Below are 24,014 nucleotides of genomic sequence, written 5' to 3'. Positions count from 1 at the left end.
AGCGAACGTCTAGCATGCCTGCCATGCCGAAACCGCATACCGCGCGCGGAGTTGAGCCCGGCCCCGCGCCCCCTTCCCCGGTGGCGCTCCCCGACCTCTCCACCGTCTGGCTGCGGACCTTTCTCCACGTGGCCCGGCACGGCTCGTTCACGGTGGCCGCACGGGAACTGGGGTGGACGCAGTCCGCCGTGTCGCGGCAGGTCTCTGCCCTTGAGGCGGCGCTCGGCGGCGCCCCGCTCTTCGACCGGCTGCCGCGCGGAGTGCGCCCGACCGCGGAGGGCCGGGCCCTGCTGCCGCACGCGGAGGAGGTGCTGGCCCGGCTGCACCGCGCGGCCGGGGAGCTGGCGGCGCTGCGGGACGGGACGGGCGGGCCGCTGCGGATCGGGGCGTTCGCGACGGCGGACGCGGGGCTCGTGCCGCGCGCGCTCGCACGCTTCCGGGACCGCCACCCCGGCGTGGTCCTCACTCATGAGGAGGGCCGCACGCCGGCGCTGCTCTCCCGTCTGACGGAGGGCGGACTCGACCTCGCCGTGGTCTCGACGACGGGCGGCGCACTGCCCGACGGCGCCCACGACTTCCATCATCTGCTGGACGAGACCCTGTACGTGGCTCTGCCCGCCGGCCACCCGCTGGCGGCCGAACCGGAGCTGCGGCTGCCGCGGCTCGCCGCCGAGGACTGGATAACCGGCAGCCCGCACATCGAGGGCAGCCTCCTCCGCCTGGCCCTCCGCCACGGCTTCCGGCCCCGGGTCGCCCACGTCGTCGCGGAGTGGACGGCGAAGCAGGGGTACGTCGCCGCGGGCCTCGGCATCGCCCTCATCCCGCAACTGGCGGCGGAGTCGGCCCGCCCGGACATCACCCTGGTTCCGCTGCGGGACGACTCCGCCCCCGCGCGCGAGGTCTACGCGGCGACGGCGCGGAGACGGGCGGCGCCGTCGGCGGCCACGGCGTTCCTGGCGGCCTTGCGCCACGCCGCCGCCGGGCTCTGAGCCGCCACCACCGCCGCCCGGCACCGCGAGGGCGATGAGCTCCAGGACTCCGCTCCCGCCCTCACCCCCGGGTCAGCAGCCCGCGCCCGTACCGCCGCAGTGCCTCCTGAGCCGACTCCGGTGTCAGATGGCCCACCAGGACCTGTGCGGTCAGGCCCTCCGTCAGGGCGAGCAGGGTGCGGGCCTCGGTGGCGGGGTCCGCCGTGGGGGTGAGTTCGCCGGTGTCCTGGCCGTAGCCGATCAGCCAGACGAGGAGGTCGTGCAGCTTGCCGTAGGTCTCGCGCAGCACCGCCGCGAGCTGGTCGCTCACCGCCGCGTGGGCGACGAAGGCGCCCCAGACCTGCGCCTCCGCCCGGTCCTCCGGGTCCACCAGGGCGAGCGCGGACAGCGTGCGGTCCAGCAGGGTCGCGGCCGACCGCGGGGCGTCCGAGGCCTCGATACGGGCCTTCGCGCGGTCCCCGACCCGTCGCGAGATGTCCTCCAGGGCGAAGAGCAGCATCTCGTCCTTGGTGCGGAAGCAGCGCTGCACCGCGCCCATCGACACGTGCGCCTCGGCGGCGACGTCCCGGAGGCTGACGGCCTCCATCCCGGAACGGGTGATCAGGAGGCGGACCGCCTCGGCGATCTGACGGCGGCGCTCCTCGTAGTCGACCTGTCTGGGCACGCGCCCGCCTTTCTCCTCCGACCGTCGCCGGGCCGCTCCCCGCCCCGTCCCTCGGTGGAGCCGATCCCGGCCATCCGTTTCGATGCGGTTGCATCATATCCCGCCTCCGAGGCATGATTCGATGCGACCGCATCGGAACGAGCGGCCCGCCGTACGCACCGGTGCGCCGCATTCGGGGAGATACGCCCATGGCAACGCAGACCAAGAAGTCCTCCGCGAACCTGCTGGTCCTCTTCGGGATCATCCTGCTCGTGCAGGGCTTCGGCTCCGCCCTCACCGAGGCCGCGTGGGACACCGGCTTCGGCGTCGCCGCCGTGCTGCGCGAGGCGGGCGCCCCGGCGTGGACCGACCTGGTGGTCGGGGCGCTCGGCTGCGCCCTGCTCGCCGCGGCGGTGCGCAGGCGGTTCACCGGGACCGCGCGCTGACATCAGGACCTTGGACCCGTAGCGCTCGCCCCGGCCGCCCCGCGATACTTCCGCCACCCCACCGGTAACGGTGCACCGCTTACGGAAGGAACCGCGTGTCCCCTCGTCCTCGCGTGCTCTCTCGTCCCCCCATGCTCAGCGGCTCCCGCTCCCGGCTCGGCGGCGCGCTCGGCCTCGCCGCCCTGCTGGCCGGGCTCGGCGTCTCGGCGCCCGCCTCCGCCGCCCCGAAGGACACCGGCGGCCGTGCGGTCACCGTCGAGGAGGCGCGGCTGGACCGGGCCGCGCCCCAGGAGATACTGCGGCGCAGCGGCTTCGACTCGCGGGCGCCGGAGTTGGCCCGTGCGCTCGGCAAGGCGCGCTCCTACGACCAGGCGCGGCGCCTCATCGAGCGCGAGGGCAGGTCGCTGTGGCGCGGGGCCGTCGGCAGGGCGCAGGGGCGCGGGCCGGCCGGCGGCGATCTGAGCAGGGACGACGACCGGCCGCTCTACTGGGCGCGGCTCGGGATGACGCGGGAGCTGCGGCAGTGGGAGCCGACCCGCTTCTCCCTGGGCGACGAGCGGCGCGCGCGCCTCATCGACGCCCTGGAGACGACGTCGCGCGGACAGGACGACGTCCGCTTCACGGGTCGCCACCACGGCAAGGGGATCAAGCGCGTCCTCGTCACCGGCTTCGATCCGTTCACCCTCGACCGGGACGTCCGGATCAGCAATCCGTCGGGCGCGACCGCGCTGGCCCTGGACGGCACGACGATTCGGACCGCCGAGGGCCCGGCCCGCGTCGAGGCGGTCACCTTCCCCGTCCGCTGGCAGGACTTCACCGACGGCGAGGTGGAGCGGGCGCTGCGTCCGGTGCTGCCGCGGGTCGATCTCTTCACCACCATCAGCCAGGGCCGCGTGGGCCGCGTCGACGTCGAGCGGACCAACGGGGCCTGGCGCGGCGGCTTCCCGGACAACGACAACGCCTCGCGCACCGAGCAGGTTCCGGTGACCGACCCCGCCTCGCAGCCCCAGTGGACGACGACGACCCTCCCGTACAAGGCGATCGCGGACGCGGAGACCGGGCGCTTCCCGGTGTACGACAACACGTCGGTGACCGAGATCCCGGCGGGCGGCACCCGGCCGGTAATGCAGCCCGACGGGCCGACGGAGGGGTCGGCCGCCCGCGCGGGCGGCGGCGGGGACTACCTGTCCAACGAGAGCGCCTACCGGGCCACGCTGCTGCGGGACCGGCTGGGGCTGCACGACCGGCTGCCCGGCGGCCATGTCCACACGCCCGTGCTGCAGTTCGGCGCGGGGAACACGGACCCGGCGACGGGCGCGGTGACCGACCCGGAGTTCGTGCGGAACCGGCTCGACATCATCGCCCAGGTGCGGAACATCCTGCGGACGGCCGTCTCGGCGTCCTGACGACGGTCAGGCGGGGCGGCCCGTGCCGAACGCGCCGCCCTGCCCGGGGAAGCCGGCGCCCTGCCCGTCGGCGTCTCCGCCGTGTGCGGGGGCGCCCTCCCCGGCGCCCGCACCGTCGTTCTCGCCCAGCAGGTCCCGTGCCATCAGCGTCGCGCCCGCGACCGCGCCCGGCATCAGGAAGACGGCGACGAACGGCACCAGGAAGGCGACGGCGAGCGGCGTCCCGAAGCCCCAGGCCAGTTGCTTGCGGGAGCGCAGCAGGGCGAGGCGGTCACGCAGTTCGACGCCGCGGCGCTGGAGGGCGACGGCGGTCAGCTCCTCGACGAGGAAGAAGCCGGTGACGCAGAAACCGATCACCGGGATCACGGTCTGGCCGATCACCGGGATGAACCCGAGGGCGAAGAGCAGGACGCCCCAGAGCGCCGCGCGGACGACGATGCGGAGGCTGTCGCGCGCGGAGATCCACAGGTCCCGCCAGAGCGGGAGCCCCGACTCGGGGGCGTGGCCCGACTCGGCGATGTCGACCTTCTCGGACAGCGATTCGTAGAAGGGCTGGCCGATGAGGAGCGTCATGGCGGTGAAGGTGAGGACGGACAGCAGCAGCGCGAGGGCGAAGAGCAGCGCCGTCAGGAAGCCGCGGAAGAGGCCGAGCCAGGGCGATGACCAGTCGTCGGCGAACGGCGTGGCCCAGCCGACGAGATCGGCGCCCCAGAGCGCGAGCGCGACGAGCGCGGCGGCGTAGAGGACAAGGGTGATGAGTCCGGGCAACAGCCCCATCCCGTACTGCTTGCCGTGCTGGGCGACCCAGCGCTGGCCCTTCATCAGATAGCCGAAGCCCACACCGAGATCACGCATGCGGCACACCCTAACCGCCGCTGGACGGGGGTCCGGTCGGCGCCGTGTGCCAGAACCGTCACAACGGAGGCCACCGTTACGGAAGGCCCCCTTGTTGCGCGCGAGCCGAACCGGTAAGACCTCGCTTAACGATCTCCCGGAGGTACGTATGGGTATATCCCGGCCATCAAGACCCGTTCTGGTCACCACCGCCGCCACGGCCGGCGCGCTGCTGTTCACCACGTTCACCCCCGGCACCGCGACCGCGGACCCGACGCCGCGCCCCGCCGTCCGCGAGGGCTCACCGCTCGGCGCCGACCTGGCGGCCAAGGTTCCGGAGCGGGCCGCCGAGCGGGCCCTCGGCGGCACCGGGGCCTCCGGGCTCGACAGCGGCAGGGGCCGCGGTTATCCGCGGGAGCGGAAGCTCACCGTCCCTCCGGAGAATCCGGCCGACAAGTCGTTGAAACTGGGGCTCACGCCCTACCACGGCATCGCCCCGAAGCTGAACGCCCTCCAGCGCGTGGGCGACCGCGTGAGCGTGGAGATCGCGGGCCGCTCCGCGGGCGGGCACGAGCTCTACCTGGTGACCGTGACGGCGCCGGAGACGGCGCGCGAGGCGGCCCGGCAGGAGCGGATGCGCGAGCGCATCGAGAACGCGCCGGCGTCCGCCGCCAAGGACAAGGCGATCACGTCCTCGTACAAGACGCCGGTGTTCATCAACAACAACATCCACGGCAACGAGTGGGAGGGCACCGACGCCGCCCTGAAGCTCATCGAGAAGCTGGCGAAGGCCAGGGACAAGAAGAGCCGGGACCTCCTCGCGCGCCACCGGCTCTACTTCAGCGTCACCACCAACCCCGACGGCCGCATCGCGGGGACCCGCGCCAACGCGGGCGGTTTCGACCTCAACCGCGACTTCATCACCGCCTCCCAGCCCGAGGCCCGCGCGGTCCGGCGGATCGCGATCGACAAGCAGCCCGCGGTCATGATCGACCTGCACGGCTATGTGAACGGCACGCTGATCGAGCCGACCACTCCCCCGCACGGCGAGAACTACGAGTACGACCTGTTCCTGAAGAACTCCTACGCCAACGCCCTCGGCATGGAGGCCGCCGTCAACGGCCTCGGCTACACCGAGGAGAAGGACGGCGTGCTGCCCGCGGTCATCCCCTTCCGCGACCAGGAGGAGGGCTGGGACGACTGGCCGCCGATCTTCACCCCGCAGTACATGCCGTTCCACGGCGCGGTCGCCACGCACACCATCGAGTTCCCGATGCAGGTGAACAACGCGGCGTACGAGACGCAGCCGGTCGCCGAGCTGCGCCGCAGGGCCGCCATCAACGTGGACATCGCGGGCGCGGCCATGCGCGCGACCCTCGACTACACCCAGAAGCACCGCACGTCGGTGATCGCCGACCAGATCGAGGTCTTCCGGCGCGGCGCGACCGGCGCCGAGCAGGTCCCGGTCTCCGAGGAGACGGCGCCGGGCGTGCCCGGGATCGGCCCCGAGGACGTGTACACCACCGAGTTCCCGCGCGCGTACGTGATCCCGGCGGGCCGCGGCCAGCGCTCGGCGACGGCGGCGGCCCGGCTCGTGGACCATCTCCTCGCCAACGACGTGCGCGTGGAGCGCGCGACCCACGGCTTCCGGCTCGGCGGGCGGACGTACGCCAAGGGCTCGTACGTCGTGGACATGCACCAGCCCAAGCGCGGCCTGGCCAACGTGATGCTGGCCGACGGGCGGGACATCAGCGACAAGGTGTCGACGATGTACGACATCTCCGGGTGGAGCCTCGGACGGCTCTGGGGCGCGAGCGTCGACACGGTCAGGGGCGGCGGCCTGAAGGGGGTCCACGCGCGCGTGGTGCACGCCGCGTCCGACGTCGGCCACGTGGCGCCGCGCGGCGACCTGCGGCTGCGGCTGGACGACCCGCGTGAGGTCGCGGCGCTCAACTCGCTGCTCGCGAAGGGCGTCACCGCGCGGGCCGACGGCAAGGGCGGCGCGATCCTGCCGTCGTCCGCGCGCGGGGCGGCGAAGGCCGCGGCGAAGAAGTACGGCGTCGCGTTCGACGCCACCAGGGCCAAGGGCCGCGAAGCGCTGCACCGCACGCGGGTCGCGGCGGCCGTCACGCCGGGCGAGCTGTTCGCGCTGCGGGAGATGGGCTTCGACGTGGAGCCCGTCTCCACGGCCGTGCTCAACGCCGGCTTCGACTGGAGGAAGGCGGACGCGCTCATGGTGTCGGCGGGGCTCGACCGCGCCAAGCTGAACCCGGCGGCGAAGTCCGCGCTCGACGCGTTCCTCGCCGGGGGCGGCGGCCTCGTCGGCCGTGGCGCGGCAGGCGCCGCGCTCAACGCCGACGCGGGCCTGCTCGCCGCCGAGCCGGTGGAGGGCAACGGCGACGCCAACGGCGTGGTGCGCGTGTCGAACGCGGGCGGCACGATCACCGGCGGCGCCCCCGGGCACAGCTTCGTCTACTCCCCGTCGTGGTTCACCGACCTCGGCCCCGGCGTGCGCGTCGAGCAGCGGTACGGGACGGGCGACCTCTTGCTCTCCGGGCACTGGCGGGCCACGGAGGACGGCTCCGGCGGACCCGCGGACGCCGCGGGCCGCGCCTCGGTCGTCAGCGGCTCCGCGGGCGGCGCGGACGTGGTGCTCTTCGGCACCGAACCGCTCTTCCGCGCCCACCCGAAGGGCGTGTTCCCGCAGGTCGGCCGGGCCCTGCTGAGCGTGGCCCGGTCATGACCCGGGAGATCCGCGTGCAGGGGAAGGTCGCCGAGGGGTACGAGGCGGTGCGCGAGGAGTTCGCCGCCGTGCTCGCGGGCGAACGGCCCGAGTACGAGGGCCGGCTCACCGCCTACGTACGGGGCCGCGAGGTCGTCGACCTGTGGGCGGGCCCGGAGGGCACGGAAGACGGCCTGTTCGGCGTCTACTCCTCCACCAAGGGCGCCGCCCACCTCGTCGTCGCCCTGCTCGTGCAGGACGGCGTCCTGGACCTCGACCGGGCGGTCGCCCACTACTGGCCGGAGTTCGCCGCCGAGGGCAAGGGCGCGGTGACCCTGCGGGAGCTGCTCGCGCACCGGGCCGGGATCGTGGGCGCCGACTCCGGCTTCACGCCCGAGGAGGTCGCCGACGACCGGGCCATCGCCGCGCGCATGGCCGCACAGCGCCCCTTCTGGCGCCCCGGGACCGCCTTCGGCTACCACGCCCTGACGGTGGGGGCGCTCTCCGGAGAGGTCGTCCTCCGGGCCACCGGACAGACCCTCCAGGAGGTGTACGAGGAGCGGGTGCGCGCACCGTACGGGCTCGACTTCTTCCTGGGGCTGCCCGAGGAGCACGAGAAGCGGTTCCGTCCCGTGCAGCCGATGGCGCCCACGCCCGAGGAGGCGGCGCTGCTCGCCTCGCTGCCGCCGCAGCCGCACAGCCTCGGCTCCATCGCCTTCAACCGCAACGCGGCGGAGCCCACGGACCTGGAGGCGCTGCCCAACTCCCGCCTGGTGCGCGCCAAGGGGCCCGCGTCGGTCGGCGGGGTGGCGTCCGCGCGGGGCCTCGCCGGGATGTACGCGGCGGCGGTCACCGGCGTGGACGGCCGTGAGGCGCTGCTGAAGGCGTCCACCGTCGCGGAGTTCGGGCAGGTCCAGTCGGTGGGGCACGACCTGGCGCTGCGCGCCCACAAGGCGTACGGGGTGGGCTTCCAGGCGACGTCCGAGGCCGTGCACCCCTACCTCGGCGCGGGGACCATCGGGCACAGCGGCATCGGGGGCTCGCAGGCGTTCGCCGATCCGCGCGGCGGGCTCGCCTACGGCTACACGCGCCGGCGGTACGCCTTCCCCGGCGGCCCCGCCGCGGAGAACGAGCGGCTGGTCCGCGCGGTCCACGAGGCGGCACTCGCCGCGGGCTGACCCACGCGCGCGTGAGGGCCGCGCCCGGCTCCGGGGTGCGGCCCTCACGTATGTACGGCCTGCGGCCCTTGTGGGGTGCGGCCTGCGGCCCTTGTGGGCGTGCGGTCAGGCGACCGCGAGCTCGACCTTGATGTTGCCGCGCGTGGCGTTCGAGTAGGGGCACACCTGGTGCGCCTTCTCGACCAGGGACCGCGCGGTGGCCTCGTCCACGTTCGGGATGGAGGCGGATATCTCCACCTCCAGGCCGAAGCCGCCGGACTCGTTCTGGCCGATGCCGACCTTGGCGGTCACGGTGGAGCCGGAGATGTCGGCGTTCTCCTTGCGGGCGACCACGCCGAGGGCGCCCTGGAAGCAGGCGCTGTAGCCCGCCGCGAAGAGCTGCTCGGGGTTGGTGCCCGCGCCGCTGCCGCCCATCTCCTTCGGCGGGTTCACGACGACGTCGAGCTTGCCGTCGTCGCTGGCGACACGGCCGTCGCGGCCGTTCTCCGCGGTGGCCACGGCGGTGTACTTGACGTCGATCTTCTGGATGGACATAGCTGCTGATTCCTCCTGAGACATGACGTGGCGCGCGCCCACAACCACTGTTTGCGGAATCAGGTTATCGGATGCCGGAAGATCCTCGGTGGGCGTCGAGCCTCGGCGGACGTCGAGCGTCGGCCGCGTCTCAGACGAGGGAGACGATCATCTTCCCGGTGTTCTCACCCCGGAGCATGCCGAGGAAGGCCTCCACGCCGTTCTCGACGCCCTCGACCACCGTCTCGCGGTACTTGAGCTCCCCGGAGCGGATCCAGCCGCCGACCTCGCGCACGAACTCCGGCTGGAGCGCGCTGTGGTCCTGCACGAGCATGCCCGTCAGGCGCAGGCGCTTGCCGATGACGAGGGCGAGGTTGCGCGGGGCCGGGGTCGGCTCCTTGTCGTTGTAGCCGGCGATCATGCCGCAGATGGTGACGCGGCCGTGCACGTTCAGGCGGCTGATGGCGGCCTCCAGGTGCTCACCGCCGACGTTGTCGAAGTAGACGTCGATGCCGTCGGGGGCGGCCTCCTTGAGCTGCTCGGCGACGGGCTTGTCGTCCTTGTAGTTGAAGGCGGCGTCGAAGCCGTACTCCTCGACGAGCAGCTTGACCTTCTCGTCGGAGCCGGCCGAGCCGATGACGCGCGAGGCGCCCTTCAGCTTGGCGATCTGGCCGACCTGGCCGCCGACGGCGCCGGCCGCGCCGGAGACGAAGACGGCGTCGCCCTCCTTGAAGGAGGCCACTTCGAGCAGCCCGGCGTACGCGGTCAGGCCCGTCATGCCGAGGACGCCGAGATAGGCGGAGAGCGGGGCGGCCTCGGGGTCGACCTTGGTGGCGTGCTGCGCGGGCACCGAGGCGTACTCGCGCCAGCCCGCGAAGTGCAGGACGTGGTCGCCCACCGCGAAGCCCTCGGCGTTCGAGGCCACGACCTCGCCGACCGCGCCGCCCTCCATGGGACGGTCGAGCTGGAACGGCGGGACGTAGGACTTCACGTCGTTCATCCGGCCCCGCATGTACGGGTCCACCGAGAAGTGGAGGTTGCGGACCAGGACGCGGCCCTCGGCCGGGGCCTCGACGGGGACCTCGCGCAGCGCGAAGTCCTCGGGGACCGGCCAGCCGTCGGGACGCCGCACGAGGTGCCACTCGCGGCTGACGGAGGGAAGCTGCTGTTCAGGGGTGACGGACATGAGGGGGTGTCCTCCTACGACTTCGATCTGCGGTGACGGCTCACGAGGGTGAACCAGATACTTCATGTGGTGAAACAACCATGCTCCTGGATATTTCATGATGTCAAGTAACCGGGTAACCTGATGAGCATGTCGAGCAGCCCCGGCGCCGGTTCCGGTACCCCGTCCCCCCGCACCGACCCGCTCACGCTGGAAGTCGTCGAGCTGATCGGCACGGTCGTGGGGCGCTACCACGAGGAGTACGAGGAGGCGGCCGCCGGGCACTCGCTCACCGGGGCGCAGGCCCGGGTCCTCGGGCTGCTCTCCCTGAAGCCCATGCCGATGCGCCGCATCGCCCAGAAGCTGAAGTGCGAGCCGTCGAACATCACCGGCATCGTCGACCGCCTGGAGGCGCGCGGCCTGGTCGAGCGGCGCCTGGACCCGGCCGACCGCCGCGTGAAGCTGGCAGCGCCCACGGCCGAGGGCAAGGTGGTGGCCCGCAGCCTGCGCGACTCCCTGAACTTCGCCCGCGAGCCGCTCGGCCGCCTCTCCCACGAGGAGCGGGTGACACTGCGAGGACTGCTGCGGAGCATGCTGGGCGAGGAGGCCTAGGGGCCGGCGCGCACGGGCCGACGGCGCCGCACGACGATGTCTGCGGGCGCGAGCCGGGCCGACGCTCGGCCCTGCCCAGGCCTGCGCGGCAGGGCTCGGCTCAGGTGCACCACCACAGGAAGCGGTCGCACTCCCTCGTCGGGGTCGGCTCCGGCATCGGGGTGGGCTTCGGGGCGTCGGTGGCGGGCGAGGACGCGGTCGGCCGTGGCGCGTCGGAGGCATCGTCCCCCGGGGGCGCGGTCGCCGAGGGCTGCTCCGACCGCCCGTCGCCGCCCTCCTCGCCCCGCCCCGGCCCGTCCCGCCCGTCGCCCGTGTCGCTCCGGCGGTCCTCCTCCCCGGCCTTCTCCCCAGCCTTCTCTCCGGCCTTCCTCTCGGCCTTCTCCCCGGCCTTCTCCCCGGCGTCCTTCGCCTGCCCGCTCCTGGTCGCCGACGCCGTCGCCGTGGCCGCCGCGCCCTCGGCCGACGCGCCGCCGCCCGGCGCGGACGTGGCACCTCCCGTGGCCTCCCCCGCCTCGCCGTCGGGCGCGGACGCGGCCCTGGGCTGCTCGGACGGGGCCTCGGCGCCCAGTTCGGCGAGGCTCAGGCCGCCGGCCGCGAGCGCGAGGCCCGCGGTGGCGAGGAGGGCCTTGCGGCGCCTGCGCCGGTGCGCGGCGCGACCGCGCTCCCCGCGGCGGGCGCGGACCCGGCCCCCGGCCCGGCCTCCGTCGCGGGGTGACTCCTCGCCGTACGCGCCGCCTCGGGCGTCGGACCCCTCTTCGGCGGTGAGCGACCGCCCGTACTCCCGGCACGCTTCGGCCGGAGTTCCGCACCCCGGGCAGGCGAGGGCTCCGTTGAGGTGCCTGCGGCACGGGTGGCAGTAGTCCATGAGGCTTGGAGGCTAGGCCCCACCCGGTGGCAGCGGAAGCCGCCGCTGTGAAAGTTGTGTGCGGAATGAACAACTCCGGGCGTGGCGGCATTGCCAGGGCTCTCACCGGTGTCCTGGCCGGGGCGCTCGCCGGGCGGCGTTGTCAGTGGCAGGAGGCATGATGCGGGGCATGACGCAGAACTCCTCGGGTGAGCTGTACGCCCTCGCGCACGAGCACCTTCCCTCCGACGTGGCCGAGCGCTGGCTCGGGCTGCTGCGGCCCGGCATCCGACTCGCCGCGGCGGGCGGGGACGAGGCCGTGGTGGGGCAGTTGGGCGGTGAGCCCCGGCTTCCGGACACCATGGAGTGGCCGGAGTGGGAGGGCCAGGGGCCGCTGTCGTTCATCGCCTCGGTGGACTGCGCGGCGCTGCCGGCGGGCGCCCTCGACATACCGTTCCCGGCGTCCGGCACCCTCGCCTTCTTCTACTACGACGGCCAAGCGGACGGCGAGGACGAGGCGTTCGTGGAGGTGGACGACCCGCAGACATGGGCGGGCGCCCGGGTCGTGTACGTCCCGGCGGGAGCGTCGACCACCCGCCTCGACACCCCCTGCGAGCTGGAGGCCTACCCCCATGTGCCGCTCGCCGCGCGCGTGGGGCCGACGGTGGCGGAGCCCACGCATCCGCAGATCCAGGAGGTCCTGGCGCCGGACGCGGAGCCCTTCAGCGAGTACGAACACCCGGTGTGCGACGACCAGTTCATCGACGGCCTGTGGCAGCTCGACGACGAGGCGGGCCACCAGCTCGGCGGCACACCCCGTTCGGTGCAGGGCCCCGTCGAGCTGGAGGTCGCGCGCGCCGCCCTCGGCCCGGAGACGGACTGGCACGACCCCCGGCTCGCCGGGGAGATGCGGGAGTGGGTGCTCCTCGCCCAGTTCGACTCGGACGACGCGGCGGACATGATGTGGGGCGACACCGGCTGCCTCTACTGGCTCATACGCCGCGACGACCTGGCGGACCTCCGCTTCGACAAGGCCATGTTCACCTGGCAGTGCTGCTGACCGGCCGACGGCGCAAGGAGCCGGGTCGCCGGCGCACGGAGCCGGGCCGCCGGCGCACGGAGCCGGGCCGCCGGCGCACGGAGCCGGGCCGCCGGCGCACGGAGTCGGGCCGCCGGCGCACGGATCCGGCGAGCACCAGCTCCTAGGCCCGTCCCAGCTGGCCCCTCAACCGCCGGGCCCGCAGCACCAGTTCCAGCTCGAAGCGGCGGTCCGGGTCGTCCACCTCGTCGCCCCACAGCTCCCTTATCTGGCGCAGGCGGTAGCGCACGGTCTGCGGGTGGACGCCGAGCCTCGCCGCGACCTCCGGGGCGCCGCCGCGCGTCTCCAGCCAGGCGAGGAGGGTCTCGGCGAGGCGGCGGCCGTGGGCGGGCCCGCAGTGGTCCAGGGGCGCGAGGCAGCGGCGGGCCAGGTCCTCGATGAGCTCCTCGGGCTGGAGCAGCACCAGCGCTTCGGTGTGCTCCGTGCAGTGCAGGACCTCACCGGCGGGCAGCAGCCCCCGCTCCATGAGGCGTACGGCTGCTTCGGCCCAGCGCAGCGACTTCGCGGCGTCGGCGAGCGGCACGGGCGGGCCGATGGCTCCCGACCAGCCGGTCATGGCGCGGCGCAGCAGTTCGGGGCGGCCCGCGGCCTCGGGGTCGGGCACGACCATGCGGGGCTGCTCGGCCTCCATGTCGAGCAGGACGCCCTCGCCGACCGCGGGGGCGACGGCCTCCCTGGCGGGGCGGAGCAGCACGCCCACCGCGACGCGCTCGGGAAGCTGCCAGCCGATGCGGGCGGCCCGCTCGCCGAGGTTGCTGCCGAACGCGCCCTGCTTGGCCGAGTGGCCCTGGCCCCGGTCGCCGAAGGACGCGGAGCCGGGGTCGGGGCGCCGCTCCGAGAGCAGCAGCTCCATGAGCTTGCGCTGCAGCCGGAGCCGTTCGCCCGCCTCCCGGGCCGCGGCCTCGGCATAGCCGCGTACGGACTGGTCGACGAGGCCGTCGAGGTACTCGAAGCCGGACTCCGCCAGCTCGTACATGGCGGGGGGCGGGATCTCTATCTGCTGGCCGATCTCGGCGAGGCGGCGCCAGGCGAGGCGTACGCCGAGGCGGTAGATCGCCTGGAGCGAGTCGAGGCTGCGGCCGTGCAGGCCCTCGCCTCGGCCGAACTCCTGGAAGACCTCCAGGTGATAGCGCGGCCTGCCCTCGTGCGACGCCAGTTGCTGGACGAAGCCCTCCAGGGCGCGGCGGATGCCCACGAGCGCCATCGGCTCACCGGAGTCGTCGAGGACGACGGGGAGTCCGGGGTACTCGGCGCGGATCTCGCGCAGGATGTCCTGGGCGAGCGCGGGCACCTCCTCCAGGGCGAGCGCGGCGAACCTGCGCACCTGGCGCGGCGGTACGTCACGCCAGGCGGAGCGGGCCGACGACGTGCCCTGACCGCCCGGGGAGGGCACGGCTCGGGGCGCCATGTCGGCGGGGTGGGTCTCGGTGGTGGCCACGGTCTCTCACTGACCCCGCTCAGGCGTTTCGTAGTGCACCAGCGGTGTGTTGGGCTGGTCGGGAGTGGCGTCGAGGAGCGCGACGATGCCGAGGGCGGCGCCCACGGCGAGCAGCGCCCCGGCGGCGACGGTGAGCGAAGCGGCGATCAGTCGGTGCATTGCGAGGGCCAGCCTCTCTGTCGGAGGTCGTCCCCACCCTGGTCATACCGGGACGGCCACGGCCATACGGCCTCGGCCATGAAGTCCCGGTCACACAGTCCCTGCCGGCCCCGTCCGGCGCGTACTCAGTGTTTGGTACGCATTGACACTTCGTCAAGGGTGCGCCTACGGTTCCCGGCCCATACGTACGGCTCGGTAACACTTCTCCCCGCCCATAGCCCAGGAGTGCCCCATGCGCCGCACCACCTCACCTTTTTCGCTGATCCTGCTAGGTCTCGGCGCGTTCCTTCTGGTCCTGGCGCCGTTGCTCGCCTGGTACGTGGAGCCACGCGCGAAACGCACGCCCATCGACATCGACACGACCACCGTCTTCAAGGGCACGGGAAGCTATTTCGACACCGCGAAGATCAAGACGGTCCGCGACAAGAACCTCACCATCACCCGGCAGGTGCGCGGCGACGTCGCGGACAGCGAGGAGCACGGGCGCGCCGTCTGGGACGTGGTGACCTCCGTCGACCCGGACGGTTCGCTGCCGGCGGCCGACCCGCACGACTCGCTCCAGTGGACGCAGGAGCGCTGGGTCACCGACCGGAAGACGAACAGGCCGGTGCACTGCTGCGGCGAGAAGCCGTACTTCGAGGGCGAGGCCTATCTGAAGTTCCCCTTCGACGTGGAGAAGCGGTCCTACCTGTGGTGGGACAACACGCTGGGGGCGACGGTGCCGCTCGCCTACCGGGGCACGAAGAAGGTCCAGGGCTACGAGGGCTACCGGTTCACGGGCACGGTGAAGGCCACCAAGACCGGCACGCGTCAGGTGCCGGGACGCCTGGTCGGGCAGCCGAAGAAGAGCCAGGTGATCGCCGACGAGTACTACGCCAACCACGGCATCGAGCTCGTCGCCGACCAGCGGACCGGCCGGATCATCTACGCCGCCATCGGGCCGCGCAAGACGCTGCGGGCGCCGGGTTCGGACAAGGACGCCACGGTGCTGCTCGACAGCGAGCGGGTCGCGTTCGACACGGCCACGCAGAAGGCGCAGGTGAAGCTCGCCAAGGACGACAGCGGCCGGCTGAAGCTGGTGGGCGGGACGCTGCCCGTGGCGGCGGGGGCGCTCGGTGTGGCGCTCGCGGTGGCCGGAATCGTGCTGGTGGTCCGGGGCCGCAGGGACGACGGGGCGAACGGCCCCGGCGACAGCGCCGGATCGACGGAACCGGGGAGTCCGAATCCCGCCGCGTCCCGAAGCCCCCTGCAGTCCACCACGAAGTGATGAGACGTCAGCGCTGAAAAGCCCGGAAATTGTCACTTCGGTGAGTAGCCGCGCGGTACCGGGCGGCTAAAACTGACCACCCCACCCGAGCACGGTCCCCGCACCACCCGAGCACTTCCCCCGCACCATCCACGCACCACCCCCGCACAGGCCGAGCACCGCACTTACGCGGAGCGACCCCACCGCTCCGCGGCCCGGCCTCCGCCCCACCCGGCACCACCCCGCTCCACCCAGCAGAACCCAGCACCACCCTGCTCCACCCAGCAGGATCGTTCCGCCGACCGGACCCCCCACAGTTCCGCACCCTGAGACGAGTTGGAGCACGCATGCCCCAGCACGTACCGTCCTCGCTGCGCGCGGCCGCCCCACGCCACGCACAGCGGCTTCCCGCGCCTCCCCCACAGCCGCGCCGGATCGTCTTCCTCGCCCACCGCGACCTCGGCAACCCGGCCGCGGGGGGCTCCGAACTGCTCGTCGACCGGCTGGCCGACGGGCTCAGCAAGCTGGGCCACCAGGTCACGCTGCTCTGCGGCGGTCCCGCCGCCTACCGCGACTACCGCGTGGTGTCGGCGGGCGGCGAATTCGGCCACTACCTGCGGGCGCGCTCGGCCTTCACCCGGCAGGTGGGCGACTGCGACCTGCTCGTCGAGGTCTGCAACGGCATGCCGTACCTGGCGCCGCTGTGGCACAGGGGGCCGACGCTCTGCCTCGTCAACCACGTCCACACCGACCTGTGGGGCATGCGCTTCCCCGGAGCGCTCGCACCCGCGGCCCGGCTCGGTCGGCGCCTCGAACACTGGGCGCTGTCCGGCGCGCAGCGCGGCAACCTCCTGGTGGCCGTCTCCCCGTCGACGGCCACCGCGCTGCGCGGGATCGGCGTGGAGCGCGAGCGCATCCGCATCGTGCACAACGGCGTCGAGGAGCCGGGCCCGCTGCACGCCCGCTCCGACGAGCCGCTCTTCCTGGCGATGGGACGCCTCGTCGAGTACAAGCGGATCGATCTGCTGCTGCGCCTGTGGGAGCGGGTCAGACCCGTCACGGGCGGCCGGCTCGTGATCGTGGGCGACGGTCCCGAACGCGCGCGCCTGGAGCAGCTGGCGGGCCCCGGCGTCGACTTCAGGGGGCACGTCTCCGAGGCGGAGAAGCACCGCCTGCTGTGCGAGGCCTGGATGCTGCTCCACCCCTCCGCCGTGGAGGGCTGGGGCCTGGTCATCACCGAGGCCGCGACCCGCTCGACCCCCTCGGTCGGCTTCGACGTCCCCGGGGTCCGCGACTCCATCGAGGACGGCGTGACCGGACTCCTGGCCCGCGGCGAGAGCTCCTTCGCCGCCGCCTGGTGCACCCTCGCGCTGAGCGGGGAGCGCCGCAGGGCCCTCGGCAAGGCCGCGGGCGAGCGGGCCACGCGGTTCCGCTGGGGCAACACCGTCCGCCAGTTCCAGGCGGTGGCGGCCGAGGCCGTCGCCGCGCACCTGGAACCCGACACCGCTCAGGGGCCTTGAGTGAAGGACCCGTCCCTGCGCCGTTCCGCCACGCTCTTCCGGGCCTTCCTCCGCGAGCAGCAGGAACCCGAGCGCTGCTACACGCTCCTCGCCGAGGACGCCGCCGACCAGGTCGAGGCGTACGGCCCCGTGAAGGACCGCGTCGTCGTCGACATCGGCGGCGGGGGCGGCTACTTCACCGAGGAGTTCCGGCGGCGCGGCGCGCTGAGTTACCTCTTCGAACCGGATCTCGCGGAGATGACGGCTTCGGGGAGCAAACCGCCCGAGGGCTCTGTCCTCGCCGACGGCTATCTGCTGCCGCTGGCGGACGGCGTCGCCGACGTGACGTTCTCCTCCAATGTGCTCGAACACGTCGACGACCCCCAGACGTTCCTCAGCGAGATGGTCAGGGTCACCCGGCCCGGCGGTCTCATCTATGTCTCCTTCACCAACTGGCTCTCCCCCTGGGGCGGTCACGAGTGGGCGCCCTGGCACTACCTGGGCGCCGACCGGGCCCGCGCCCGCTATGAACGGCGTACGGGCAGAGCCGCGAAACACAAGCTCGGCGAGAACCTCTTCGCACACCACGTCGGCGCGACCCTGCGTCAGGTACGGGCCCGCGACGACGTGGCCGTGGTGTCGGCGCGCTCGCGCTACTGGCCGTTCCTGGCCGGGGCGGTCACGCGGGTGCCGGTGGTGCGCGAGGTCGCGACCTGGAATCTCCTTCTCATCCTCAGGCGGTGTGCATGACCACGGTCCAGGCCCCACCCCCGGTGGCCGCAAGACCCACGACCGATGCGCCCGAACCCTCGCGGGGGCCGCGCTCGCGGCGCTGGCTGCTCGGGTTCTGGGCCGTGGTGTTCGTGCTCCTTCTGGCGGCGAAACCCGGGCGCATGACGTTCGACACCAAGCTCGGTGTCGCCGTCGACCCCTGGCAGTTCCTCTCCGACCTGGGCCAGCTCTGGCACGACCGGGGCGGCTTCGGCGGCATCCAGGACCAGTACGTCGGCTACGTCTTCCCGATGCTGCCGTTCTACGGCCTCGCCGATCTGGTGCAGATACCGGTGTGGATCGCTGAGCGGCTCTGGTTCTCGCTGATCCTCGCGGTCGCGTTCTGGGGCGCGCTGCGGCTCGCCGAGCGGCTGGGCATCGGCAGCCGCTCCAGCAGGCTGCTCGGCGCGGTGGTGTACGCCCTGTGGCCGACGTTCACCGTGGTCATCGGCTCGACGTCGGCGGCGGCGCTGCCCGGCGCGTTCCTTCCGTGGGTGCTGCTGCCGCTGACGAACGACCGGATCAGCGCGCGCCTCGCCGCCTGCCGGTCGGCGCTGATCATCCCGTTCATGGGCGGCGTGAACGCGGCGGCGACGCTCGCCTCGCTGCTGCCCGTGGGCCTCTATCTGCTCTCCCGCCCCAACGGCCCGCGCAAGCGGAAGCTGATCACCTGGTGGGTGCCCGGGGTCGTCCTGGCTACCGCCTGGTGGGTCGTGCCGCTGCTCATGCTCGGCATCTACGGCGAGAACTTCCTGCCCTACGTGGAGGACTCGGCCACCACGACCGGCACCATGTCGGCGACCGAGGCCCTGCGTGGCGCCGGCAACTGGGTGGCGTACCTGCACTTCGGCGAGGCCTGGCTGCCCGCGGGATGGACGGTGGCGACGGCCGTCGTGGCCGTCGTCTGCTCGGCGCTCGCCGCCGCCGCCGGCCTCGCGGGGCTCGCCCGCCGCGATCTGCCGGAGCGGCGCTGGCTGGTCCTGACCGTCCTCTCGGTCGCCCTGATCACCCTCGCCGGGTACGGCGGCGCGTTCGGCGCCCCCTTCCACGGCGCCGTCCAGTCCTGGCTGGACGGCGGGCTCGTGCCCTTCCGCAACATCTACAAGTTCCAGACGGGCCTCGCCCTCGCCCTGGTCCTCGGACTGGCGCACCTGGTGGGCGTGGCCTCGCGGGCGCGCGGGGCCCGGCCGGTGCGCGGCAGGCGGTTCGCGCCGCTGATCGCGACGGTCCTGGTCCTGCCCGGCCTCGCCCTGCCCTACGTCAACGGCGCGATCCTCCAGCCGGGTTCGTTCCAGAAGCTGCCCACCTACTGGGAGGCGACGGCCGACTGGCTGAAGAAGTACTCGCCCGACTCGCGCGCCCTGGTCGTGCCCGCGACCGCGCACGGCATCTACACCTGGGGCTCCCCCATCGACCAGCCCCTCGACGTGCTCGCCGAGTCGCGCTGGGCGCAGCGCGACTACGTGCCGTTCGGCACGCCCGGCAACCGGCGCGCGATGGACGCCGTCGAGCAGGCGCTGCGGACCGGCGCCGAAGTGCCGGGCCTGAGCGACTACGTGACGCGGGCCGGCCTGTACTACGTCGTCGTCCGCAACGACCTCGACCCCGACCAGGTCGGCAACGTGCCGACCGCCACGGTCAAGCGCACCCTGGAGGAGTCCGGTTTCCGCCGCGTGACGGGCTTCGGCCCGCAGACCACCGGCGGTGTCATCGCCGACGACACGCCCGTGCAGGTCGAGGGCCTCTTCCCGCGCCAGCGCGCGGTCGAGATCTACGCCCCCGGCGCCGGCGCCGAGCGTCCCGGCCAGGCGGGCCTGAAGCCGGTGTCCAACACGGCGGTGGTCAGCGGTGGCCCCGAGTCGCTGCTGCCGCTCTCCGCCGACCCGGAGATGCGGGACCGTCCCACCGTCCTCGCGGGCGACAACCACCCGGGGCTCGGGGCGCCCGGCCTCCAGGCGGTCGGTGACGGCCTGCGCCGCGCCGACACCCGCTTCGGCCTGGTCAGCTCCAACACCTCGTACACCTACGGCCGCGACGAGAGGAACGCGGCCGAGGCGCTCCAGAACCCGGGCGAGAAGCCGCACCAGATCCTGCCGAGCGACGGCGTCGAGCACCAGACGACGGCGGAGCTGCGTGGCGCCAGGTCGGTCACGGCCTCCAGCTACGGCAACTGGCTCTTCCACCTGCCGCAGTACGACCCGGTGAACGCCTTCGACGGGAACCCGGCCACGGCGTGGGCCGAGGGCAACGCCGGTTCGGCGGACGGCGAGTGGATCAAAGCCGAGTTCAACGCGAAGGTCGACGTGCCCTCGTCGTTCCGGGTCACCCCGCTGCCGCAGGACGGCGTGCGGGCCGCGCCCACCCGCATCCGGGTGGAGACGGAGCACGGCAGCGTCACGAGCCCGCTCCGGACCAACGGCGAGCCGCAGCGCGTGAGGGCCGCCGCGGGCGAGACCGACTTCATCAAGATCACGATCGTGGACACCCAGGTGGCGCGCCCCGGCCTGACCGGCGCGGGCTTCTCGGAGATCACGATCCCCGAGGTGCGGGTCACCCGTCTCCTCCAGCTGCCCGAGGACGCGGAGAAGGTCACCGACGCGAAGGCGACCACGTACTCCCTGCACCGCACCTCCGACCCCGGCGCCTTCTCGCAGGCGGACCCCGAGTCGGGCCTGCACCGCCGGTTCACGACGACGGCCGACGGCGAGTACGAGGTGAAGGCGAGCGCGGTGGCCGTGCCCGGCCGTGAACTCGACGAGCTCCTCTACAAGGTGGCGCCCGAGCAGGAACAGCAGATCATCGCGACCGCGGACTCCACCGCGAAGCTGGGCAACGGTCTCTCGCCGCGCAACCTCACCGACGGCGACCTGACCACGGCTTGGGTCGCGGGCGGTGGGAACCGGCCCGTCATCCACCTCAAGTGGCCGGACAAGCAGCCGGTGGGCGAGATCGTGCTGCCCGCGGCGGGCGGCCTGTCCACCCGGCCGCAGAAGATCGAGATCAGCTCGCCGGACGGCGCCGCGACCGCGGGCGTCGACGAGAACGGCAACGCCCGCTTCGCGCCGATCACCACCGACCGGATGGACATCACCATCACGGAGACGGCGCCGCTGACGGTCCACAACCCGGTGGCGGACGCCGACCTCCAGCTCCCCGTGGGCCTCACCGAGGTCTACGTCCCGGCGCTCGACAAGTACCGCACGAAGCAGCCCGACCCGGCGAAGCGCTTCTCGCTCCCCTGCGGCCAGGGCCCGGTCATGTCGATCGACGGCGAGCTGTACGAGTCGAGCGCGAAGGGCACGGTCCGTGACCTCACCGACCGCCGGCCGATCGAGGTCGGCCTCTGCCGGCTCGGCGAGAAGGACACCACCGTCGAGCTGGAGGCCGGGGCGCACAGCGTCGAGACCGGCGACGCGGGCCCCCTCGCCGTCATGGACGCCTCCCTCACCCGGGGCACCCCGGGCAGCGTCGACACCGCCGCGCGTGAGCTGAAGGTCGAGGACTGGCTCGGCGACCGCCGCGAGCTGACGGTGGGCGCGGGAGCGGCCTCGTACCTCACCACGTACGAGAACGTGAACGACGGCTGGAAGGCGACCCTGAACGGCAAGGAGCTGTCCTCGCTGCGGCTCGACGGCTGGCAGCAGGGCTGGCTCGTGCCCGAGGGCGAGGGCGGCACGGTGAAGCTCACCTACGAGCCGTCGACGACCTACGAGATCGGGCTCATCCTGGCCGCTGTCGGCGTCCTCGCCCTGCTCGCGCTCGCCGTCCTGTGGCGCCGCGAGACCGACCAGGACGCCCCCGCGCCCGCGCCGCCCGCCCCCGGCCTGATCCTCGGCACGGTGGCGCTCACCCTGGTGGCGGCGGTCGTCGCGGGCCCGCTCGCGCTGCTCGTGCCCGCCCTCGCGCTCCTCGCGTGGTGGCGGCACGCGCTGCTCGTGCCGATCGCGTTCGCCGCGATGGCGGGAGCGGGCATCGTGGCGGCGACGGGCGCCGGCGGGGCGGCCGCCGCGTCCGACGAGGGCGCGTTCGGTCACCTGGCGCAACTCCTCGCGCTGATCGCCCTGTTCGCGGCCCTGGTGTCCGTGACGGAGCGGCGGGCGCGGCATGCGGACACCGGCGCCGACGACACGCTGGTGTACGGACCCGCCGGGGGACCCGCGCCCCAGCAGACCGTCCCGCCCACGACGCCCCCGCTGCCGCACCGCGAGCAGGGCCCCGGCGGTCCGGCGCCGGCGGACCCGGGGGCGGGGCCCACGGTCTCGGCCCGCGGCCCCGCCACGCCTCGGCCACCGGCCGAAGGACCGCACACCCCGGGAGAAGGCACGCAGCGATGACCGCCCTCGAACACCCGGCACGGCGCGCGGACGGGCCGGGACGGCCGCCCGCGAGGGTGCCGTTCCCCGTCGTCGACGAGGTCTCCCGGCACTGCCTCCAGGAGCAGGAACCGGAGACCGTGCACATCGAGGTGCACCTGCCGGGCGTCCCGGACCCGGCACGGCTGCGGACCGCGTTCCACGAGGCCCTGCGCCGCCACCCCCGCATCCTGATGCGGGAGGCGCACGGCCCCTGGTACCGCCGCCGTTACGAGTGGGAGCTGACGGCGGAGGCCGACACGGAGGTGGTGTCCTTCCCCCCGGCCGGGCGGGACGCCCTGAAGCGCGCCCGTGAGCGGGCGCTCGCGGAGGCCCCGCCGCTGACGGCCTCGCCGCCGATCCGCCTGGAGGTGCTGCCTGCGGAGGAACCGCCGAAGGGCGCCGCCGGGGCGGGCGCGGACGGCGGTTCGGTCCTCCTGCTCACCATCAACCACACCGCCCTTGACGGTCCCGCCTGCCTCCGCGTCCTCGCCACGGCCGCCGAGATCTACGGCGGCGAGGACAACTCCCCGGCCGCGCCCCCGGTCCGCCCGGCCGAGAGCGCGGGGTCGGCCGCCGCGCCGCCGCCGGACGCCGCCGCGGGCTGGACGCCGCCGGCCCGGGTCAGCAAGGGCACGCCCGAGCCGTCGCCGGGCAACGGCATGCTCGTCGCGGAGCTGCCCGTGCCGCACCGGCCCAAGGGCTCCGCGTTCACCGTGAACGACCAGCTCATGGTGGCGACGGCGCTGATGATCGCCCACTGGAACCGCGAGCACGGGGCGCGGCCGAGGCCCCTGCGCATCACGATGCCGGTGGACGACCGGCCGCGCGACGCGACCATGCCCATCGGCAACGGCACCCGCCTGGTCGAGGTGCCGTTCGGCGCGGCCGAGCTCGCCGGACGCGACTGGACCCCGGACGCCATCCGCGGTCTGCTGTGCCGCACCTCCGAGCGCACCCGCGCGCTCAAGGCCATGGCGCGCCCGCAACTGGGCCACGGGGCCGCGCTGCTGACCGCCCCGGTGCTCCCCGTCACCTTCCGGGCGGCCCTCACGCGCGGGCTGCGCAGGGCCGCCGCGCCCTGGACGTCGACGACGCTCCTGAGCAACATCGGCCGCATCCCCTACGCCCTGGACTTCGGCGACGCGGGCCGCGCGCACGCCGTGTGGTTCTCCGCGCCCGCCCGGCTGCCGCGCGGCCTCACGGTGACCACGGCGTCGACCGCGGGCCGGCTGCACCTCGCCCTGCGCTGGTCGAAGACACTGCTCAGCCACGGCGACGGGGCACACCTGCGGGATCTGTTCGAGCACTACCTCCATGCGACGGAGCACACGGAGGCCGACGGGAACGGAGGGCCCGAGTGACCACCACGACGAGCGGACCCCCGGCCCGGCTCCGCGACTTCTACGAGAACCCGGCCGTCCCCGTGGCCTCCGGCGACGCCCGCAGCCTCCGCCAGGCGCGCATCCTCGCCGCCGCCCTCGGACCCGCCACGTCCAGCCCCGCCACGGTCCTCGACGTCGGCTGCGGCGACGGCACGGCGGCGGCGACCGCCGCCCCGCTGCTCGCGGGCCACCGGGTGATCGGCGTCGACTGGTCCCAGGACGCCCTGAAGCGCGCCCACGCCCACCTGCCCGACGTCGTACGGGGCGAACTGACCGGCGGCGGGCTGCCCTTCGCGGACGGCTCCGCCGACGCCGTCCTGTTCAGCGAGGTCATCGAGCACCTGGTGGACCCGGACAGCGCCCTGGACGAACTGCGCAGGGTCCTGCGGCCCGGCGGCCATCTGATGCTGTCCACGCCCAACCTCGCCGCCTGGTACAACCGCGGCCTGCTCCTCGCGGGCGTGCAGCCGGTCTTCTCCGAGGTGAGCCTGCGCGGCATCCACGGCCGCCCCGGCACCGAGGTCGTGGGCCATCTGCGGCTCTACACCGCCCGCGCGCTGCGGGAGTTCGTCGCCGCGAGCGGCTTCGAGGTGGTCCGCCTCTCCGGAGCGCCCTTCCACGGGGTGCCGCGCCCGCTGCGCGCCCTGGACCGGCTCGCCTGCGCGGCGCCGAGCGCCTCGTCCATCCTGCTGCTGCACGCCCGAAGGACCTGA

Annotated in this window: 20 protein-coding genes; 13 read left to right on the top strand and 7 right to left on the bottom strand. The window is 73.7% G+C overall.

The features are described 5' to 3' along the window. Positions 1-14: 14 nt before the first annotated feature. The gene (locus DCW30_RS02395) at positions 15-989 is read left to right on the top strand and encodes a LysR family transcriptional regulator (RefSeq protein ID WP_373569148.1); all 975 of its coding nucleotides are present in this window, start codon (positions 15-17) and stop codon (positions 987-989) included. Positions 990-1,050: 61 nt separating this feature from the next. Here DCW30_RS02395 and DCW30_RS02390 read toward each other — a convergent pair whose 3' ends face one another. Then, positions 1,051-1,653 (bottom strand): TetR/AcrR family transcriptional regulator, encoded by a 603-nt coding sequence (locus tag DCW30_RS02390; protein WP_062776925.1) that lies wholly within the window; start codon positions 1,651-1,653, stop codon positions 1,051-1,053. A gap of 188 nt (positions 1,654-1,841) precedes the next feature. Between DCW30_RS02390 and DCW30_RS02385 the strand changes: the two genes are divergently transcribed. Together DCW30_RS02385 and DCW30_RS02380 are read left to right on the top strand one after the other, a co-directional pair. Beyond that, the gene (locus DCW30_RS02385) at positions 1,842-2,078 is read left to right on the top strand and encodes a hypothetical protein (RefSeq protein WP_076686533.1); all 237 of its coding nucleotides are present in this window, start codon (positions 1,842-1,844) and stop codon (positions 2,076-2,078) included. A 131-nt stretch (positions 2,079-2,209) separates the two neighbouring features. Then, complete coding sequence (locus DCW30_RS02380) at positions 2,210-3,484, top strand: pyroglutamyl-peptidase I (protein ID WP_076689373.1); 1,275 nt, start codon at positions 2,210-2,212, stop codon at positions 3,482-3,484. 6 nt (positions 3,485-3,490) lie between these two features. On the opposite strand, the gene DCW30_RS02375 is transcribed toward DCW30_RS02380, so the two are convergent. Continuing rightward, a complete protein-coding gene (locus DCW30_RS02375; RefSeq protein ID WP_076686532.1) occupies positions 3,491-4,339 on the bottom strand; it encodes an EI24 domain-containing protein in 849 nt (282 codons plus the stop codon). Between the two features lie 148 nt (positions 4,340-4,487). On the opposite strand from DCW30_RS02375, the gene DCW30_RS02370 reads away from it, so the two are divergent. Together DCW30_RS02370 and DCW30_RS02365 are read left to right on the top strand one after the other, a co-directional pair. Beyond that, positions 4,488-7,061 (top strand): M14 family zinc carboxypeptidase, encoded by a 2,574-nt coding sequence (locus DCW30_RS02370; protein ID WP_076686531.1) that lies wholly within the window; start codon positions 4,488-4,490, stop codon positions 7,059-7,061. Beyond that, a complete protein-coding gene (locus DCW30_RS02365) occupies positions 7,058-8,218 on the top strand; it encodes a serine hydrolase domain-containing protein (RefSeq protein ID WP_076686530.1) in 1,161 nt (386 codons plus the stop codon). The genes DCW30_RS02370 and DCW30_RS02365 overlap by 4 nt, the downstream gene beginning before the upstream one ends. Positions 8,219-8,323: 105 nt before the next feature. On the opposite strand, the gene DCW30_RS02360 is transcribed toward DCW30_RS02365, so the two are convergent. Next, the gene (locus tag DCW30_RS02360) at positions 8,324-8,752 is read right to left on the bottom strand and encodes an organic hydroperoxide resistance protein (protein ID WP_062776933.1); all 429 of its coding nucleotides are present in this window, start codon (positions 8,750-8,752) and stop codon (positions 8,324-8,326) included. Positions 8,753-8,882: 130 nt separating this feature from the next. Continuing rightward, a complete protein-coding gene (locus DCW30_RS02355; RefSeq protein WP_076686529.1) occupies positions 8,883-9,917 on the bottom strand; it encodes an NADP-dependent oxidoreductase in 1,035 nt (344 codons plus the stop codon). 129 nt (positions 9,918-10,046) lie between these two features. Between DCW30_RS02355 and DCW30_RS02350 the strand changes: the two genes are divergently transcribed. Beyond that, complete coding sequence (locus tag DCW30_RS02350) at positions 10,047-10,508, top strand: MarR family winged helix-turn-helix transcriptional regulator (RefSeq protein ID WP_076686528.1); 462 nt, start codon at positions 10,047-10,049, stop codon at positions 10,506-10,508. A 100-nt stretch (positions 10,509-10,608) separates the two neighbouring features. Here DCW30_RS02350 and DCW30_RS02345 read toward each other — a convergent pair whose 3' ends face one another. After that, positions 10,609-11,373: an SCO2400 family protein gene (locus DCW30_RS02345; RefSeq protein WP_076686527.1), complete on the bottom strand. Its 765-nt coding sequence runs from the start codon at positions 11,371-11,373 to the stop codon at positions 10,609-10,611. Positions 11,374-11,542: 169 nt separating this feature from the next. Between DCW30_RS02345 and DCW30_RS02340 the strand changes: the two genes are divergently transcribed. Further along, positions 11,543-12,412: a YwqG family protein gene (locus DCW30_RS02340; protein ID WP_205576619.1), complete on the top strand. Its 870-nt coding sequence runs from the start codon at positions 11,543-11,545 to the stop codon at positions 12,410-12,412. 142 nt (positions 12,413-12,554) lie between these two features. Here DCW30_RS02340 and DCW30_RS02335 read toward each other — a convergent pair whose 3' ends face one another. Next, positions 12,555-13,859: a PucR-like N-terminal domain-containing protein gene (locus DCW30_RS02335; RefSeq protein ID WP_076689371.1), complete on the bottom strand. Its 1,305-nt coding sequence runs from the start codon at positions 13,857-13,859 to the stop codon at positions 12,555-12,557. A 36-nt stretch (positions 13,860-13,895) separates the two neighbouring features. Beyond that, positions 13,896-14,048 (bottom strand): hypothetical protein, encoded by a 153-nt coding sequence (locus tag DCW30_RS36480; protein WP_162933590.1) that lies wholly within the window; start codon positions 14,046-14,048, stop codon positions 13,896-13,898. A 232-nt stretch (positions 14,049-14,280) separates the two neighbouring features. On the opposite strand from DCW30_RS36480, the gene pgfA reads away from it, so the two are divergent. The 6 genes from pgfA to DCW30_RS02305 all read left to right on the top strand — a co-directional run bounded on the left by pgfA (position 14,281) and on the right by DCW30_RS02305 (position 24,014). Continuing rightward, entirely contained in the window at positions 14,281-15,315 is a 1,035-nt protein-coding gene (gene pgfA / locus DCW30_RS02330; RefSeq protein ID WP_076686524.1) for a cell envelope lipid trafficking protein PgfA, read from the top strand. A gap of 326 nt (positions 15,316-15,641) precedes the next feature. After that, a complete protein-coding gene (locus DCW30_RS02325) occupies positions 15,642-16,814 on the top strand; it encodes a glycosyltransferase family 4 protein (protein WP_062776941.1) in 1,173 nt (390 codons plus the stop codon). After that, entirely contained in the window at positions 16,815-17,543 is a 729-nt protein-coding gene (locus DCW30_RS02320) for a class I SAM-dependent methyltransferase (protein ID WP_062776943.1), read from the top strand. After that, positions 17,540-21,898, top strand: coding sequence for an alpha-(1->3)-arabinofuranosyltransferase (locus DCW30_RS02315; RefSeq protein WP_079250154.1), 4,359 nt, complete (start codon positions 17,540-17,542; stop codon positions 21,896-21,898). The genes DCW30_RS02320 and DCW30_RS02315 overlap by 4 nt, the downstream gene beginning before the upstream one ends. After that, positions 21,895-23,280 carry a condensation protein gene (locus DCW30_RS02310; RefSeq protein ID WP_076686523.1) on the top strand — a complete coding sequence of 462 codons (1,386 nt, stop codon included), beginning with the start codon at positions 21,895-21,897 and terminating at the stop codon, positions 23,278-23,280. Before DCW30_RS02315 ends, DCW30_RS02310 begins: the two co-directional genes overlap by 4 nt. Beyond that, positions 23,277-24,014 carry a class I SAM-dependent methyltransferase gene (locus DCW30_RS02305; RefSeq protein WP_076686522.1) on the top strand — a complete coding sequence of 246 codons (738 nt, stop codon included), beginning with the start codon at positions 23,277-23,279 and terminating at the stop codon, positions 24,012-24,014. The genes DCW30_RS02310 and DCW30_RS02305 overlap by 4 nt, the downstream gene beginning before the upstream one ends.

The organism is Streptomyces alfalfae, from assembly GCF_004127445.1.
GTDB classification, from domain to species: Bacteria; Actinomycetota; Actinomycetes; order Streptomycetales; family Streptomycetaceae; genus Streptomyces; species Streptomyces alfalfae.
This window is presented reverse-complemented; position numbering and strand designations above follow the sequence as displayed.